General features: G+C 70.1%; 11 protein-coding genes. 4 read left to right on the top strand and 7 right to left on the bottom strand.

Annotation, left to right across the window (positions count from 1 at the left end; genetic code table 11):
• Nucleotides 1–65: 65 nt before the first annotated feature.
• The 5 genes from Q5Z10_RS00530 to Q5Z10_RS00510 all read right to left on the bottom strand — a co-directional run bounded on the left by Q5Z10_RS00530 (nt 66) and on the right by Q5Z10_RS00510 (nt 6,036).
• Nucleotides 66–1,985 carry a M56 family metallopeptidase gene (locus Q5Z10_RS00530; protein ID WP_303637417.1) on the bottom strand — a complete coding sequence of 640 codons (1,920 nt, stop codon included), beginning with the start codon at nt 1,983–1,985 and terminating at the stop codon, nt 66–68.
• 3 nt (nt 1,986–1,988) lie between these two features.
• Nucleotides 1,989–2,375 (bottom strand): BlaI/MecI/CopY family transcriptional regulator, encoded by a 387-nt coding sequence (locus tag Q5Z10_RS00525; protein ID WP_049408930.1) that lies wholly within the window; start codon nt 2,373–2,375, stop codon nt 1,989–1,991.
• 215 nt (nt 2,376–2,590) lie between these two features.
• Nucleotides 2,591–3,139 (bottom strand): hypothetical protein, encoded by a 549-nt coding sequence (locus tag Q5Z10_RS00520; RefSeq protein WP_303637416.1) that lies wholly within the window; start codon nt 3,137–3,139, stop codon nt 2,591–2,593.
• Between the two features lie 264 nt (nt 3,140–3,403).
• Nucleotides 3,404–4,813 (bottom strand): XVIPCD domain-containing protein, encoded by a 1,410-nt coding sequence (locus Q5Z10_RS00515; RefSeq protein WP_303637415.1) that lies wholly within the window; start codon nt 4,811–4,813, stop codon nt 3,404–3,406.
• A 116-nt stretch (nt 4,814–4,929) separates the two neighbouring features.
• Nucleotides 4,930–6,036 (bottom strand): SDR family oxidoreductase, encoded by a 1,107-nt coding sequence (locus Q5Z10_RS00510; RefSeq protein ID WP_303637414.1) that lies wholly within the window; start codon nt 6,034–6,036, stop codon nt 4,930–4,932.
• A gap of 193 nt (nt 6,037–6,229) precedes the next feature.
• On the opposite strand from Q5Z10_RS00510, the gene Q5Z10_RS00505 reads away from it, so the two are divergent.
• Nucleotides 6,230–6,538, top strand: a complete 309-nt coding sequence (locus Q5Z10_RS00505) for a putative periplasmic lipoprotein (RefSeq protein ID WP_303637413.1) — start codon at nt 6,230–6,232, stop codon at nt 6,536–6,538.
• A gap of 6 nt (nt 6,539–6,544) precedes the next feature.
• Here Q5Z10_RS00505 and Q5Z10_RS00500 read toward each other — a convergent pair whose 3' ends face one another.
• Complete coding sequence (locus tag Q5Z10_RS00500; RefSeq protein WP_303637412.1) at nt 6,545–7,597, bottom strand: DNA topoisomerase IB; 1,053 nt, start codon at nt 7,595–7,597, stop codon at nt 6,545–6,547.
• 116 nt (nt 7,598–7,713) lie between these two features.
• Between Q5Z10_RS00500 and Q5Z10_RS00495 the strand changes: the two genes are divergently transcribed.
• From Q5Z10_RS00495 to Q5Z10_RS00485, 3 genes are all read left to right on the top strand, one after another.
• Nucleotides 7,714–8,106 carry an I78 family peptidase inhibitor gene (locus tag Q5Z10_RS00495; protein ID WP_442758930.1) on the top strand — a complete coding sequence of 131 codons (393 nt, stop codon included), beginning with the start codon at nt 7,714–7,716 and terminating at the stop codon, nt 8,104–8,106.
• Between the two features lie 357 nt (nt 8,107–8,463).
• Complete coding sequence (gene gltB / locus Q5Z10_RS00490; protein WP_303637410.1) at nt 8,464–12,918, top strand: glutamate synthase large subunit; 4,455 nt, start codon at nt 8,464–8,466, stop codon at nt 12,916–12,918.
• Between the two features lie 28 nt (nt 12,919–12,946).
• Nucleotides 12,947–14,392 (top strand): glutamate synthase small subunit GltD family protein, encoded by a 1,446-nt coding sequence (locus Q5Z10_RS00485; RefSeq protein ID WP_303637409.1) that lies wholly within the window; start codon nt 12,947–12,949, stop codon nt 14,390–14,392.
• On the opposite strand, the gene Q5Z10_RS00480 is transcribed toward Q5Z10_RS00485, so the two are convergent.
• On the bottom strand, nt 14,378–16,810 hold the full coding sequence (locus Q5Z10_RS00480; protein ID WP_303637408.1) for a response regulator: 2,433 nt from the start codon (nt 16,808–16,810) through the stop codon (nt 14,378–14,380). The two genes, Q5Z10_RS00485 and Q5Z10_RS00480, sit on opposite strands and share 15 nt — an antisense overlap.
• Nucleotides 16,811–16,961 lie beyond the last annotated feature (151 nt).

Here is a 16,961-nt window from a genome sequence, read left to right as displayed (position 1 = left end):
CCGGCGGATTCCATTCACATGCGCGCCGCTGCGCTCGCCGGGCATGGCCCGGCGCCATCGCGCTGTCAGAGCTGCTGGGCCTTGCCGCTGGCCATCGCGCGGGCGATCACCTGCTTCACCTGCGCCGTGGCCTGTGCCTGCAGCTGCGCCTGGCGTTCGCCCAGCGCGGCCTGCTGGCTGCCCAGCGCCGCTTGCCGATGGGCCAGCTCGGCCTGCTGGTTCGCCAGACGGCTGATGTCACGGCTGCGCGCCGATTGCACGTCCTCGGCGGCGGCCTGCGCCGCTTCGGCCGCCGCCTCGCGGTTGATGTCAAGGTCCCGCATCGCGCGCTGCGCCCCCCGCGTGGCATCGCGGGCAATGCTGCGTGCGAACTCGCTCTGCTGGCGCCCCAGCACACTCTGCCGCTGACCCAGCGCACTCTGCTGGCGGCCCAGGTCACTCTGCTGGCGGCCCAGGTCCACGGCGCCACGGTAGGCACGTTGCAGGGTCTGGATCAGCATCGGGTCGCGCACCACGTACCGCGTATCACCCTGGCGGAACCACAGCGCCGGCCCATTGCCGAGCTGGCGACGCGCCAGTTCCACATCCTCGATACCGCCATTGGCGAAGGTCGAATCGCCATCGACCAGCACAAAGGCCTGGGCCGGAGCCTTGCCCAGATCGAGCTGGCCGTACGTGGTGATGGAGGTCGTGCGCGACGTCGAGTGGGTGCGGCCAAGGTCCTCATCCACCCCGGCGCCGTCGTGGCTGTCACCCACCTCACTGTCATCCGGGCCGGTCATGTCGGCCGGCTCTGCCGGTTCCTCGGGCTCTGCCGGTTCTGCCGGTTCCGCCGGCTCGACCGGCACTGCGGGAATGCGGGCGGCAAGCGGCGCAGGCGGCGCAGGCGGGGCCGGCGGCGGAGCGGGAATCGCGCGGGGCGGCGCCGGCGGGGCGGGCGGAACCGGTGCGGCCACCAGCCGCATCGGCGCCACGCCCACCGCCAGCACCGCCACGGTCAGACCGATGGCGAGCAGGCGCGGGCAAGCGCGACGCGGTTGCAGGCACAGCAGGCGGCGCTTCAGGCTGGTGGTGCTCGGCGCCGCGCTGGCCACGCCCAGGTGCGGCTGCGGGGCCACACCCAGCTGCAGCAGCAGCCGGCCATAGGCGTGGCGGCTGGCACCGTGCTGGCCGACCACGGCGGCATCCACGGCTTCTTCGCGGGCCTGTGCGTATTCGCGCACGGCCAGGCGCAGCAGCGGGTGGAAGAAGAACAGGTGCTGCGCCAGCGCCGGCAGCAGGCCCCACTGCAGATCGCGGCGCTGCAGGTGCTGCAGCTCGTGGGTCAGCGCCAGATCCAGCGCATCGCCCTGCAGCGCGTTGTCGCCGGCCGGCAGCAGCAGCACCGGACGGAACGGTCCGACCAGCTGTGGCGCGTCCACCTGTCCGCTCATCCACAGGCGTGGCGCGCGGCGCAGGCCATGGGCGTCGGCAGCCAGCTGCAGCGCCTGCACCAGGGCGGCATCGTCGCAGGGATGCGCGGCAGCCAGCAGCGCGCGGCACTGCCGCCATTCGCCGAAGGTACGCCATGCCATCACCAGCACGCCCGACAGCCACAGCGCCGCCAAGGCCAGCGCCCACCACGCCACCGGTGCAGTGCCTGCGGCCATCGATGCGGCAAGGTCCAGGGTCTTTGCCATCGGTGCGGTGGCCAGGACCTGCGCCGACAGCTCCGGCGCCATCGGGTAGATCGCATCGGCAGCCAGATCGGTAGCGCTCATCGCCACCGCCTGCGGCGCGGGCAGCCAGGCCAGCTGCAGCGGTTGGCTCCAGAACAGGCCCAGCACCGCCTGCAGCGATACCAGCCACCACAGACGGCAGCGGGTGGCCGCCGACAGCGACGGCAGCGCGCGGCACAGGCCGTATACCAGGGCGACCAGCAGCACGGTCTGCAGGCTGGTCCAGCCCAGCCGTTCCAACATCGGGATCAGCATCGTGGTGTCCATGGCTCAGCCCTCGTGGCGGCGCGATTGGAGTTGGGCGACCAGCGCTTCCAGCTCGGCCAGCTCGTTGTCGCTGACCTGCTGGCGCTGCGACAGGTAGGCCACGAACGGCGACACCGAGCCCTGCAGGGTGTTGTCGACGAACTGGGCCACGGCGCCCTGCAGCACGCTCTCCGGGCCGCGGGTGGCCTGGTAGCGGTAGACGCCGTCCTGCTGCCGGCGCTGAAGGTATCCCTTCGCGCGCAGCCGCTCCATCATCGTCAGCACGGTGGAGCGGGCCAGGCCACGGGCCTCGCCATAGCCACTGGCGACCTCGCCGACCGTGGCCGGCGCATGTTCATCAATGTACTGCAGCAGGGCCAGTTCCTGGTCCCCGATGGTCTTGCCACGCATGACACCACTCCCTTGACTACACGTGTCGCCACTGTCGCCGTGACGACAGCTGTAGTCAACCCCCCGGACGTCATGGGCCGACGAACGGTAGGGGCCCCGGCGCAGTGGCACCTTCGCCGCGCCGGCTGCACCCGGGATCGACCCCGAGCGCGGCGTGGTGGGCCCATCCGCAGCGTCTGATTCCGCGCATCGCCGATGTCCGGGCCGGTGCGGCCTCAGCGGCCGACAACGAACGGGTCGTCGGTGCACGGCAGCAACGGTCCATCGTTGCACGGCCATAGTGCTGCGGGGACGGTCGGTGTCACCTCGAAATGATCCTGGTTCCAGCGCAGGAAACCGGCATGGACGGCGTTGCCATGGTCGAACGTGCGTGCATCCTCGGCCAGCGGCTGTTCCGGATCAGCCTCGAGCACCCAGCGCAGCACCGGCACCTTGTCCAACTGCCCGGTGAAAGCGAACAGGTCACCCGCGCCCCTGTCCTGGTAGGCCGACAATGCTGCGGCATCCGGCAGGCCGGACTGCGCCAGCAGTGCTGCGGTGACGTCCTGCAGCGGTCCGGTGCCCTCGGCGATATACGCACGCATGCCGGTGGTGCTGGCCGGGCACCCCTTCAGCTGCACCAGATAGCCGGTTTTTCCGCCACCGCCGGAGAACGCGCGCAGCCAGTAACGGAAGCGCGGTCCACTCCTGTCGGTCACCATGAGATTCGACCCGCCCTGCTGCCCCGGAATCGGAAACAACAGCACGTCGTGCGCGTCGGCCACGTCGCACTTCAACTGCTGCAGTACCCGCCGGGCGGGCTCGGGTAGCGGACCGTGATGGCCACCGGCATGCGCGCTGCCGGACGCTTCCGGCAGCGCAGGCAGGCCGCGATCGGATGACGGGGATGATGGGGCTGGCGCGGTGGGCGCTGCGGCAGGCGAGGCAGCAGGAGCCGCAGCGCTGGGCTCGCCGGCAGGTGCACACGCACTGCACGCCAGCAGCAGCACCAACGGCAGACCGGGCATGAGAGGAAGGCGGACCATCGCTCAACGTCCTCCCATTGCCGGTGCTTCCTGCTGCTGTGCCGGAACCGGCACGGCGGCCGGCTGTTCGCGCGATTGCTGCTGCAACTGGCGCAGGCTGGTTTCCACCGCGGTGTCGCGGACCTCGGCCGCATTGACGCCTGCTCGCAACGCCGCCGGATCACCCGGGCTGCCCTGCACCAGGAACAGCGTCTCGCCCGCCGCACGGCCCGCGCTGGGGTTGCTGGCCACGATCTGGTCGACCTGGGTGATGCCGGCCGCCTTCGCTTCGCGCAGCATCACCAGGCTGTAGGCCTCGGCGTGTTCGGCGTAGCGTCCGCCCAGGGCCTGCAGGCGCGTACTGATCTGCTGCTGCAGGGCGTGGTCGCGATGCTGCGGCTGACGGGGGTCGTCATTGGACGCGAGCGGCACGTCCTGCCCCAGCTCGCGCGCCTGGCCGGGTGCAACCGAGGTCAGCACGTACTGCCAACGGTGCTGCCCGGGCGTGCCGCGCACGGTCGACACGAAGTCGTCGTACTCGCCACCGCCAATGGTCTGGCAGCCCGCCGAATCCGTGTTGGATCGGCTGCCACGATGGATCTTGAAGGTGTCGTTGAGGTCCTGCACGCCCTGGGTGTCGCGCGCATCGAACCAGCCATCGCCATTGCTGTCGCGTTCCACGCGACCGGTGCCGGCGGTGATCGCGTCCTGCGAGGGGCGCAGCGCGAACTCATCGGGATGGCCATGGCGCGGATGGGTGGTCGCGCGCATCTCGGTGGTGCCTTCGCCCAGGCGCCCGAGGTCCCTGACCCGGTCGCCGTTGACGTCCTCGCCTTCGGTCTTGGTGCGCGGTGCCACGTTGGCAAAGCCCGGACTGCGCGGCGTGGTCTTGGCATGACCGTCGTACTGGGCGGTCGGCTCGGTGGTGGCCTGGTTGAACTCCCGCACATGGCCGTGGCCCTGCGCGTCCTTCCACAGCACCACGATGCGGTCGTCATAGACACCGCGCCCGCGTGCGTCGGTCGTGCGGTTCTCGTCGCGCAGCCCCAGCACCACGCGGTCCTGGGTTGCCATTGCATCGTTCGCCGCGGTGTTGCCGCGCTGGGCCACGATGCTGCCGTAGACGTCGTACTGCTGGGCCTGGCTCAGGCCGGCAGTCTCCGCAGCATCGGGCATCCGCGGCGGGCGCGTCGCCTCGCCCAGCCGATCCAGCATCGGGCCTACCGTGGCGGCGTCCGCGCCGCCACCGCTGCGTCGCAACGCCTCGAGTTCGGTGGCGGCACGCGCCGCGATGTAGCGGTCCAGCGATTCCTGCACCACCACGCTCTGGCCGTCGTGCAGGGCGTCCAGGCGGGCGGCGGCACCGCGCGCGTCGTTCTGCCGCAACAGGGCAACGACTTCATTGGCCGCCGCGTTGATATCCATCTCGGGCATGGTCGGTCCTTGGAGGTGATCGGTAGAGGGTCAGGCTACCTCAGCCACGCGGCGGGTCTTTTGACACACCGCACACCTTCACTGCTCCGCCGCATTCAGGCAGCCCCCGCCCTGGCTCAGCCCCGTGGCCCGCCCATCACCGGCAGGATCACCCCGCTGATGTAGCTGGCGCAGGCCGGCGAGGCGAGGAACACATAGGCCGGTGACAGCTCCTCCGGCTGCGCGGGCCGGCCCATGTCGCTGTCCTTGCCGAACTCGGCGACGTCCCCGGCCTGCTTGTCGGCGGGGTTCAGCGGCGTCCACACCGGACCCGGCGCCACGCAGTTGACCCGGATGCCGCGTGGCAGCAGCTGGCTGGCCAGTGCCTTGGTGAACGCATGGATGGCGCCCTTGGTCGCCGAATAGTCGATCAGCGCCTTGCTGCCGAACAGGCCCGTTTCCGAGCCGGTGTTGATGATGCTGGCACCCTCGCCCAGATGCGGCAGCACCGCGCGTGCCATCTGGATGTAGCCACCGATGTTGGTCTGCAGGGTTTCCTGCAGATGGGCATCCTCCAGGTCCTCCAGGCGCTCGCAATGCAGCTGGAAGGCGGCGTTGTTGACCAGGATGTCGATGCCGCCGAAGGCCTTGGCCACCTGCTTCACCGCCTTGTTGCAGAAGCGCGGGTCACGCACGTCGCCGGCGATCACCACGCAGCGCCCGCCCTCGCGTTCCACGTGCTGGCGGGTGATGTCCGCATCCTCGGCCTCATCCAGGTGCAGCACGGCGACATCCGCGCCTTCGCGGGCGAACAGCACCGCCACCGCGCGGCCGATGCCGGAATCGCCACCGGTGACGATCGCGCGCATGCCCTGCAGCTTGCCGCTGCCGACATAGTCCGGGGCCAGGAAGCGCGGCGCCAGTTCCAGCGCGTGTTCGTGGCCGGGCTTGGCCAGGTGCTGGGCCGGCATCGTTTCGGGCTGCCTGCGCGGGCCGGCCTGGGTGGCGGTCTTCTTTGCCGCCTTCTTGGTGGCGCGTGCATCCTTGGCCTTCTCCTGGTCCTGCAGTCGCCGCTGCCGCGACGCCACGCGGGCCGCGCGGGGGTCGCTGGCGGCCGCCTTGCGGGTGGCCGTCTTCACCACGCGCGGGCGTTCGCTGTCGGCAACCGGCTTCGTCGCGGTGCTGCCTTTGCGCACCTTGGGCGATGCCTTGCGGCGGGCGGGCAATTTCTTGGTGGTGGCCATGCAGGTCTCCTCGGGAGGGAAAGGGGCCGCCAGCTGAAAGCCGGCGCTACCGGGGGCGGCGGGTGCCGCTCGTGCAGTGTCCCGACCTTGGCTGTTGGCGGCGGTGAGCACGTTGTGTCCGTCGCGTGCACGGCTTCATTCCGCCACCACGCGTGACATCGCACCCTGCAGGCCACGACACGAGGAACGACCCATGAAACATGCCATTGCCACCGCCGCCGTCTGCTTCGCGCTCGCCGCCTGCAGCAGCAGTCCGGTTGCCCAGATCCAGCCCATCGACGGGGTGATTTCCGGCCAGTGCCACACCGACAGGGTGCGCGGCGCTGTGGGCCTGGCGGCGTCGGAGGCCACCGTGCAGCGCGCCCGCGTGGACAGCGACAGCCTGCACGTGCAGGTGCTGCGTCACGATGGCCCGCGCGTGCCGCCGGCCAGCGAAGGCGGCGACCGCCTGACCATCGAGAAGGGCCGCACCAACAACATCACCGCGATCTACTGCGGCTGAAGGCGGTCAGCCACCCCGCTTTGCCAACCGCCGTGCCCGGCGCAGCACTTTCAGGGTGGCCTGTTCCCACTGCCGCGGGCCGCGCACGCCGGCCAGGGCAGCCAGCTCGCCGCGCTCCCAGCCGGCGAAGACGCAGGGATCGATATAGGCCTTGCGGCACACCGCAGGCGTGTTGCCCAGCCGGGCGGCCACCTGGCACACCACCTCGCGCTGCACCTTGGCCAGCGCGCGCTGGCTGGCCGGCTCGGGCAGTGCGGTAGCAGCGAAGGTCTGCACCGCAGCCAGCGTTCCACCCCAGGTGCGGAAATCCTTGGCGGTGAAATCTTCGCCCATCACCTCGCGCAGGTAATCGTTCACCGCACCGGAATCGACCGGCTGGATGACCCCGTCATCGTCGCGGTACTGGAACAGCGCCTGCCCGGGCAGCTGCTGCACGCCACGCACCAGCGTGCCCAGCCTGCGGTCGCCCACGGTAACTTCGTGCAGCTGCCCGGATTTGCCACGGAAGCGCATGCGCACGCGGCCACCGCGCAGCAGGTCCAGGTGGCGGTTGCGCAGCGTGGTCAGGCCGTACGACTTGTTTTCCTTGGCGTAGGATTCATTGCCCACCCGCACCAGAGTGTCGGCCAGCAGCGCCACCACCACCGCCAGGACCTTCTCGCGCGGGAAGCCGCGCAACCTGAGATCGCGGCCGAGCCTGCGCCGCAGGCCCGGCAGCCCTTCCCCGAAGGCGATGATGCGGTCGAATTTGCCGGCATCGCGTACCGCGGCCCAGTCAGCGTGGTAGCGGTACTGCTTGCGCCCGCGCGCGTCGCGGCCGGTGGCCTGCAGGTGGCCGTTGGCATGGGCGCAGATCCACACGGCGGTGTAGGCCGGCGGAATGGCCAGCGCGCGGATGCGCTGCAGGGTGGCCGCATCGCGCACCGCCTGGCCATCGGCATCGCGGTAGGCGAATCCCTTGCCGGCGCGGCGGCGGCTGAGGCCGGGCTGGGTGTCATCGACATAGCGCAGGCCGGCGGCGCGCGCGGCCTGTCGTTCGGGGGTGGGGGCAGTGGGCATGCGGCCAGTCTGGCGACGGCGGTGAGGCGGCCACGTCAATAACGCAAGACAAACACGTGAGGGCGGGTTCGCGGCTATGCTCAGGCCTTCACAACCCCTTCCCTTCCGGAGTCATGATGTCGTCGTTCCCGATCAGCGCCCGTTCGCTCTCCGCCCTGCTGCTGCCGGCCGTGCTGGCCCTGTCCGCCTGCCAGGCGCCATCGCTGGACGAGCAGGACGCCGCCACCGCGCACGCACAGCAGGCCGCTGAAGCGGCCAAGGCCCCGGCCGACGAGGCCGGCAAGGCCACCGAAGCACCGCCGGTCGGCACCTGCGATGCCAGCCAGGCGCAGAGCCTGGTCGGCCAGGCCTATACCGAAGCGCTTGGCAAGCAGGCGCAGGAAGATTCCGCCGCCACCCAGCTGCGGGTGCTGCACCCCGATGACATGACCACGATGGAATTCGTGGGTAACCGCCTGAACATCGAAGTGGATGCGAAGGACGTGGTCAGCGGCGTTCGCTGCGGCTGAAAAACCCAGCGCCGGCAGGACCTTGCCGGCGCTTTGGTTGCGCCTGCAACCGTGTATTGCGGCGTTGCAGCAACCTGTGATGTAGTCGGGGCATCCGGTGGCCTCATGATGCGCTCCAGGAAGAGCACGGCGTGTGCGTCAGGGTGAATGTGAAGACACTTGGCGTGCGGCCAGACAAGGCGCGCGCCGCCGCGCAGGCGGGTGCCTGCGCCAGGTGAGCAACGCCGAACGGGCGTGCGCCAAGCGGCTTCCCGAAGCGCCGCGTCATGCGCGGCACACTCCACCTTGACGGACAGGGCGTGCTCTACAGAGCGGGCACGAGTGTCCCTGCTCATTTCATTCCGCATCGAGGTAGAGATGGCCCCCCGCAACCGCCAAGGGCTTTACGAGCCGCGCTCCGAGCGCGATGCCTGTGGATTCGGCATGGTCGCCCAGCTCGACGACCAGCCGTCACGCCTGCTGGTCGACACCGCCATCGCCGCGCTTTCGCGCATGACCCACCGCGGCGGTGTTGCTGCCGACGGCCTGACCGGCGATGGCTGCGGCCTGCTGCTGCGTCGCCCGGATGCGTTCCTGAAACTGCTGGCCAGCGAAGCCGGCATTGCCGTCGGTGCACGCTTCACCGCGGGCCTGGTATTCCTGCCACACGACGCCGACGCCGCGCAGGCCTGCCGCGCGCAGCTTCTGCAGCAGATCGAGGCAGTGGGCTGCCGGGTCGCCGGCTGGCGCGAGGTGCCGACCGATGACAGCGTGTGTGGCCAGCTGGCGCGCGACACGCTGCCGCGCATCGAGCAGGTGTTCGTCGATGCCGGGGTCGGCCAGGACGATGCCGGATTCGCGCTGGCGCTGTTCCTGGCCCGTCGCCGCAGCGAACAACAGCTGCGCGGGCACGCCGACTACTACGTCACCACGCTCAGCCCGAACGCGATCAGCTACAAGGGCATGGTGCTGCCGGACAAGCTCAGCCGTTTCTTCCCGGACCTGCAGCGCCGTGAACTGGCGTCCAGCGCGATCGTGTTCCACCAGCGCTTCTCCACCAATACGCTGCCGCGCTGGCCGCTCGCGCATCCGTTCCGCATGCTCGCCCACAACGGCGAGATCAACACCATCGAAGGCAACCGGCGCTGGGCGCAGGCACGCAGCAAGGTGTGGAAGACACCGCGTTTCGACATCGCCGAGTTCGACCCGGTGATCGCCATGCACGGTTCGGACTCGCAGAGCCTGGACAACATGCTGGAGCTGATGGTGTCGGCCGGCATGGAGCTGATCCAGGCACTGCGCATCCTGGTGCCGCCGGCGACCCAGTCGCTGGAGTTCAAGGATCCGGACCTGGCCGCGTTCTACGAATTCCACGGTCTCAACAGCGAGCCGTGGGATGGTCCGGCCGGCATCGTCGCCTGCGACAGCCGCTATGCGGTGTGCACCCTGGACCGCAACGGCCTGCGCCCGGCGCGCTGGATGCTGACCGCCGACCGCCACTTCCTGGTCGCCTCCGAGGCCGGCGTATGGGAAGTGCCGACCGAGCGCGTGGTGCGCAAGGGCAAGCTCGGCCCGGGCGAGATGATTGCCATCGACCTCAAGCGCGGCGACCTGCTCGACTCCGAAGCCATCGACCGCATCAACCGTGGGCGCGCGCCGTACAAGCAATGGCTGCAGCAGGGCGTGACCTACCTGCAGACCGAACTGATCGACCCCTCGCTGGTGGAGGAACCCTTCGACGAAGGCACCCTGCGCAGCTACCACAAGCTGTACCAGCTCAGCAGCGAGGAAGTGGAGCAGGTGCTGCGGCCCTTGGCCGAGACCGAACAGGAAGCCACCGGCTCGATGGGCGATGACACCCCGATGGCGGTGTTGAGCCAGCGCAGCCGTCCGCTGTACGACTATTTCCGCCAGGCCTTCGCGCAGGTCACCAACCCGCCGATCGATCCGCTGCGCGAAGACTGCGCGATGTCCCTGTCCACCCAGCTCGGCAAGGAGACCAACATCTTCCACGCCGGACCGGAGACGGTGAACCACGTCATCCTCAACTCGCCGGTGCTCAGCCAGCGCAAGCTGCGGCAGCTGCTGAAGATGGACCAGTACGTGCAGGCCAACCGCCTGCTCGACCTGTCCTACAGCGAGGACGAAGGCCTGCGCGCCGGCATCGAGCGCATCTGCACCGAGGCCGAGCGGGCCGCGCGCGATGGCATGGTGATGCTGCTGCTGTCCGACCGCTACCCGGTGGCCGGGCGGCCGATGGTGCATGCCCTGCTCGCCACCAGCGCCATCCACCACCACCTTTCGCGGCTGGGCCTGCGCTGCGACGTCAACCTGATCGTGGAAACCGGCACGGCCCGCGACCCGCACCACATGGCGTGCCTGCTCGGCTTTGGCGCCACCGCGGTCTATCCGTACCTGGCGTACCAGACGCTGTTCGACCTGGGCCGTCGCGGCATCCTCAAGCTGAGCAAGGGCGGCGAGCAGTCACAGATCGGCCGTCGCTACCGCAAGGGCATCTACAAGGGCCTGTCCAAGATCATCTCGAAGATGGGCATCTGCACCGTGGCCAGCTACCGTGGCGCGCAGCTGTTCGAGATCATCGGCCTGGAGCCCGAGGTGGTGGACCTGTGCTTCCCCGATACCGCCTCGCGCATCGGCGGCGCCGGCTTCGCGCGCCTGGATGCCGACGCGCGCGAGCTGTGCGTGCAGGCCTGGGACACGCAGCAGGACGTGGATGTGGGCGGCCTGCTGAAGTACGTTCACGGTGGCGAGTACCACATGTACAACCCGGACGTGGTCACCACTCTGCAGCGCGCCGCGCGCAGTGGCGACCCGCGTGCGTGGCAACAGTACTGCGACGCGGTGCATGCGCGTCCGCCGTCGGCGCTGCGCGACCTGCTGGAACTGGTACCGGCCGCCACGCCGACGCCGCTGGACGACGTGGCTCCGGCCAGCGCGCTGTTCCCGCGCTTCGATACCGCGGCGATCAGCCTCGGCGCACTGTCGCCGGAAGCGCATGAAGCACTGGCCATCGCCATGAACCGCCTCGGCGGCCGCAGCAATTCCGGCGAAGGGGGCGAAGACCCGGCACGCTACGGCACCGCACGGCGCAGCAAGATCAAGCAGGTGGCCTCCGGCCGCTTCGGCGTCACCGCCGAATACCTGGTCAATGCCGAAGTGCTGCAGATCAAGGTCGCGCAGGGCGCCAAGCCCGGCGAAGGCGGCCAGCTGCCCGGGCACAAGGTCAACGAACTGATCGCCCGCCTGCGCTATGCACGCCCCGGCATTGGCCTGATCTCGCCGCCGCCGCACCACGACATCTACTCCATCGAAGACCTGGCGCAGCTGATCTACGACCTCAAGCAGGTCAACCCGACCGCGCTGGTGTCGGTGAAGCTGGTCAGCCATGCCGGCGTCGGCACGATTGCCGCCGGCGTGGTCAAGGCGGGCGCGGACCTGATCACCATCTCCGGCCATGACGGCGGCACCGGTGCCTCGCCGGTCAGCTCGATCCGCTATGCCGGCGTGCCCTGGGAACTGGGCGTGGCCGAGGCGCACCAGGCGCTGCTGGCCAATGACCTGCGCGGGCGCACCCTGCTGCAGACCGACGGTGGCCTGAAGACCGGGCTGGACGTGGTCAAGGCGGCGCTGCTGGGGGCGGACAGCTTCGGCTTCGGCACCGCGCCGATGATCGTGCTGGGCTGCAAGTACCTGCGCATCTGCCACCTCAACAACTGCGCCACCGGCGTGGCCACCCAGGACGAACGCCTGCGCGAGAACCACTTCACCGGCCAGCCCGAGCGCGTGGAGAACTTCTTCCGCCTGCTGGCCGAGGAAGTGCGTGGCTGGCTGTCCTACCTGGGCGCGCGCTCGCTGGAAGAGATCGTCGGCCGTACCGACCTGCTGCGGCAGATCGAGGCGGTACCGCGCGAGGGCGTGCGCGTGGACCTGTCACGTCTGCTCGCCGATGCCCGTTTCGAAGGCAGCCACTGCGCCGCGCAGCGCCTGTACGAGTCGCCGGACAGCCTGGCCACGCAGATGGACGGCCTGCTGGCGCCGGCCATCGAGCACAAGCAGGGCGGCGAACACCGCTTCCTGATCCACAACACCGACCGCAGCATCGGCACCCGCCTGGCCGGTGCGGTGGCACGCGCGCATGGCAACCAGGGCATGGCCGAATCACCGCTGGAACTGCGCTTCCGCGGCAGTGCCGGGCAGAGCTTCGGCGCGTTCAACGTCGGCGGCCTGCACCTGGAAGTGGAAGGCGAAGCCAACGACTACGTCGGCAAGGGCATGGCCGGTGGCCGCCTGGTGGTGCGCCCGCCGCGTGGCGCGCGCTTCGAGGCACGCAGCACCGCCATCATCGGCAACACCTGCCTGTACGGCGCCACCGGTGGCGAGCTGTTCGCCGCGGGCCGCGCCGGCGAGCGCTTCGCGGTGCGCAATTCCGGCGCGCTGGCGGTGGTGGAAGGTGCCGGTGACCACTGCTGCGAGTACATGACCGACGGCGTGGTGCTGGTGCTGGGCAAGGTCGGCCTGAACTTCGGCGCCGGCTTCACCGGTGGCCTGGCCTACGTGCTGGACGTCGACCGCGATTTCGTCGACCGCTACAACCACGAGCTGATCGACATCCATCGGGTGTCCGCCGAGGGCTTCGAGAACTACCGCCAGCACCTGCACCGGCTGATCGGCCGCCACCGCGAACTGACCGGCAGCATCTGGGCGCAGCAGATCCTCGACGAGTTCCGCGATTACATCGGCAAGTTCTGGCTGGTCAAACCCAAGGCCGCCAGCATCGAGTCGCTGACCGAAACCCTGCGCCGCGCCGCCTGAGCGCGCGCACTGCACTGCCGAGACGATCATGAGCCGCAAGCACGCTTTCCAGTTCCTCGATCTGCCCCGCACCATGCCGCAGCGCATCCCGGTCGAACTGCGCACCTCCGGCGACTGGGGCGAGCTGTACGGAAAATTCGGCAAGGAAGACGCGCAGTACCAGGCCGGCCGCTGCCTGGACTGTGGAAATCCCTACTGCAGCTGGAAGTGCCCGGTGCACAACGCCATTCCGCAGTGGTTGCAGCTGGTGCAGGAGAACCGCATCCACGAGGCCGCCACGCTGTGCCACAGCACCAACCCGCTGCCGGAAGTGTGCGGCCGGGTGTGCCCGCAGGATCGGCTGTGCGAGGGCAGCTGCACCCTGGAGGAGTTCGGTGCGGTCACCATCGGCGCGGTCGAGAAGTACATCGTCGACACCGCGCTGGCCAGCGGCTGGCGGCCGGACCTGGCCGCGGTGCAGCCGAGCGGCCACAGCGTGGCGGTGATCGGCGCCGGCCCGGCCGGGCTGGCCTGTGCCGACCGCCTGGCGCGCGCCGGCATCCGCGCCGTGGTCTACGACCGCTATGAACAGATCGGCGGCCTGCTGCAGTTCGGCATCCCCAGCTTCAAGCTGGACAAGGACGTGATCCATCGCCGCCGCGAGGTGCTGGAGGGCATGGGCGTGCAGTTCCGGCTCGGTGTGGAGATCGGCCGCGACCTGACCCTGCAGCAGCTGCTGGATGAGCATGACGCAGTGTTCCTGGGCACGGGCGCCTACCGCTACACCGACGGCGGCCTGGACGGCCAGGACCTGAAGGGCGTGCTGCCGGCGCTGCCGTTCCTGGTGCAGAACAGCCGCATCGTCGGCGGCGATGATCCGCACGGCCGGCCGATTGCCGGCTGGGAAGACACCATCGCCCTGCCCGACCTCAACGGCAAGCGCGTGGTGGTGCTCGGTGGTGGCGACACCGGCATGGACTGCGTGCGCAGCGCGGTGCGCCTGGGTGCGGCCAGAGTCACCTGTGCCTACCGCCGCGACGAAGCCAACATGCCCGGCAGCGCGCGCGAGGTGGCCAATGCACGCGAGGAAGGCGTGCGCTTCCTGTTCAACCGCCAGCCGCTGTCGATCGAGGCCGGTGCCGATGACGAAGTGATCGGCGTGACCGTGGTCGAGACCCGGCTCGGCGAGCCCGACGCCAACGGCCGCCAGAACGCGGTGCCGATCGAAGGCAGCGAATCGCTGCTGGAGGCGGACGTGGTGATCATCGCCTTCGGCTTCTCGCCCAGCGTGCCGGCCTGGTTGGCCGAGCATGGCGTGGAGGGCCAGCCGAACGGTCGCATCGTGGCCGGCGGCAAGGAGCGGCTGCCGTTCCAGACCGCACATCCGCGCCTGTTCGCAGGCGGCGATGCGGTACGCGGTGCCGACCTGGTGGTGACAGCCGTGGCCGAAGGCCGCGACGCGGCCGCCAGCATCGTCCGGCTACTGGCACGCTGACGGCCGGGCCTGCGGCTGCAGCGCTGCGGCAAGCGCTGCGCGCAGCTGTTCGCGGTCCACCGGTTTGGCCAGGAAGTGGTCGATGCCGGCGGCCCGGCACTCCTGCCGCGTGCGTTCGAGCACGCTGGCGGTCAAGGCGATGATCGGCACCGCCGCCGAGCCGGGGCGGGGATCGGCACGGATCGCACGGGCCAGCGCGAAGCCGTCCATGCCCGGCATGTGGCAGTCGGTGATGACCAGCGCGAACGCGCCCGCCTGCCAGGCCTGCCAGGCCTGCTGTCCGTCGGCCGCCGCATGCACCTGCAGGCCCAGTTCCTGCAGCCGCTGCACCAGCAGCTGCAGATTGGTGGGATGATCCTCGGCCACCAGCACCCGCACCCGCGGCAGCGCTTCAGTACTGGCGGGCGCTGCCGCCAGGGCGGTCGCCGGTGCCGCGCACGCCGGCAGGTACAGGTCCAGCCACACGCGGGTCCCCTTGCCCGGCGCGCTGCGCAGGCACAGCTGCCCACCCATCGACGCGGCCAGTTCACGGCAGATCGCCAGGCCCAGGCCACTGCCGCCGAAGCGCCGGGTGGTGGACGCCTCGGCCTGGGTGAACGCAGCGAACACCGCGCGTTGCCGCGCCCTGCTGATGCCAACGCCGGTGTCGGTGACCTGCAGCCGCACCTGCTGCCCGTGCGCGCGCTGCTGCAGCATCCGCAGCTGCAGATCGACGCCCCCCTGCAGGGTGAACTTCAGCGCATTGCCGGCCAGATTGAACAGGATCTGGCGCAGGCGCAGGCCGTCGGCCAGCGAGCCGCGCTGCAGTGCCGGGTCGATTGTGCAGCGCAGGTGCAGCCCCTTGCTCGCCGCCACCGGTGCCAGCAGACGCTGCACCGCCCGCAGCAGTTCGGCCAGATCGGTGGGCAGCGGCTGCGCAGGCTGTGGTCCAGGCTGCAACCGCTGGCTGTCCAGCACATCGTCCAGGATCTGCCGCAGCATGGCCGCGGCGTCATCGATGGTGGCCAGCACCTGGCGCTGGCGGGCATCCAGCGCGGTACCGCCCAGGCATTCCAGCATCCCCAGCAGGGTACTCATCGGGGTACGGATCTCGTGGCTCATCGTGGCCAGGAAGTGGGTCTTGGCCGCAGCGGCCTGCTCCGCGTCGCGGCGTGCGACGTGCAGCGCCTGGGTCCGTGCATGGGCCCGGGTGACATCCATCCAGTAGCCACTCCATTCCACGCCGCTGTCGCCGCAGGCAATCGGCCGCCCGTGCGAGCGGACCCAGCGCAGCCCGTCGCGGCCATGCGTGCGGAAGGTGATGTCGATGGCACCGTGGGCCAGCGCTGCGGCATCCACGCAGGCCAGCACCGCCGCACGGTCCTGCGGGTGCACGGCGGCCATCAGCCGGCCGTGGTCGACCCGCGCGGTATCCACGCTCACCCCGAACAGGGCATGCACGTCGCCGGCGATGTGCAGAACGCTGTAGCGGCCGCCGCTGCTGCGCCGCGCGCGGTACACCACCGCCGGCAGGTGGGCGGTGACCTCCTGCAGGCGTTGCTCCAGCGCCTGCCGGCGCAGGCCTTCGCGGTGCAGGCGCCAGTAGCCGAATGCATGCAGCAGGCCCAGCGCCAGGACCACCAGCAGCACTGCCACCCACCAGCGCACCGGCGATTGCGGCAGCTGCCGGTGCCGCGGCGCGGTCGATATCCAGTTCACCCGCAGCGCCTCGGTCTGTTCCGGGGTCATGCCGGCAAGCAGCTGGTTGAAGCCGGTCACCAGCGAGGCGCACGCCGGCACCGTGGCCAGCACCAGCGCATCGCTGAATCCGGCCGGCGCCGCCACGTCCAGGCCACTCCCCGGGTGCCGTCGCAACGCGCTTTCCACACTCACCAGGTCCGCCACTGCGGCGTCGACACTGCCGGTGGCGAGCAGCTGCAGTGCGCTGTCCACGCCGGCGACCTGCAGCAGCTGCGCGTCGGCCGCCTCGTCGTCAAGGCGCCGCGACAACGGCACGCTGTCGGGGCTGGCCAGGCTGTGCCCGCGCAGCCCGTCCAGGCCGATGATCGGTGGCGAATCGCGGCGGCGAACGATGACCTGCGGCACCTGCAGGTACGGCCTGCTGGTCACCCAGCTGGACGGGACCTGCGCGCGTGGCCAGCCCAGCACGGCACGGGTGCCGTCGGGCAGGCTGCCTTCGGCCAGCGCCGCGGCAGTGACCGGCACCGGTCGCAGCGCAGGAACCCGTTCCTGCAGCCGCGACAGATAGGCCGCCACCAGGCCCTGCGGCTGTGCATCCTGGCTGGAGGACAGGGGCGCGCGATCGGCGGGATAGGCCAGCACCAGCGGGCCTTCGCAGCGCTCTGCGGGTGCGGCCGCCGCGGCGCTGGACAGCCACCACGACAGGACGATGCAGGCACGACGGCCGGCGACATTCACGGCGATCTCCTCATGTCGCAGACGGGGTGGTGGCGGTGCGATGGCGGTGTGGTGGATTGGGCTCCTGCCACGGTAGCGGCGCATCTGCGGTCAACAATGAGGAAATTTGTAAAACGATACGAAGCTGACAATAGCGACATACACTGCCGCC

The sequence above is a fragment of the Stenotrophomonas sp. 704A1 genome, from assembly GCF_030549525.1.
Lineage (GTDB): Bacteria > Pseudomonadota > Gammaproteobacteria > Xanthomonadales > Xanthomonadaceae > Stenotrophomonas > Stenotrophomonas tuberculopleuritidis.
This window is presented reverse-complemented; position numbering and strand designations above follow the sequence as displayed.

Excerpts from the sequence above, each read along its gene's own strand:
- Q5Z10_RS00530 (WP_303637417.1), bottom strand. The coding sequence starts at position 1,985 with ATGGACACCACGATGCTGATCCCGATGTTGGAACGGCTGGGCTGGACC.
- Q5Z10_RS00525 (WP_049408930.1), bottom strand. The coding sequence starts at position 2,375 with ATGCGTGGCAAGACCATCGGGGACCAGGAACTGGCCCTGCTGCAGTAC.
- Q5Z10_RS00515 (WP_303637415.1), bottom strand. The coding sequence starts at position 4,813 with ATGCCCGAGATGGATATCAACGCGGCGGCCAATGAAGTCGTTGCCCTG.
- Q5Z10_RS00510 (WP_303637414.1), bottom strand. The coding sequence starts at position 6,036 with ATGGCCACCACCAAGAAATTGCCCGCCCGCCGCAAGGCATCGCCCAAG.
- Q5Z10_RS00505 (WP_303637413.1), top strand. The coding sequence starts at position 6,230 with ATGAAACATGCCATTGCCACCGCCGCCGTCTGCTTCGCGCTCGCCGCC.
- Q5Z10_RS00500 (WP_303637412.1), bottom strand. The coding sequence starts at position 7,597 with ATGCCCACTGCCCCCACCCCCGAACGACAGGCCGCGCGCGCCGCCGGC.
- Q5Z10_RS00495 (WP_442758930.1), top strand. The coding sequence starts at position 7,714 with ATGTCGTCGTTCCCGATCAGCGCCCGTTCGCTCTCCGCCCTGCTGCTG.
- gltB (WP_303637410.1), top strand. The coding sequence starts at position 8,464 with ATGGCCCCCCGCAACCGCCAAGGGCTTTACGAGCCGCGCTCCGAGCGC.
- Q5Z10_RS00485 (WP_303637409.1), top strand. The coding sequence starts at position 12,947 with ATGAGCCGCAAGCACGCTTTCCAGTTCCTCGATCTGCCCCGCACCATG.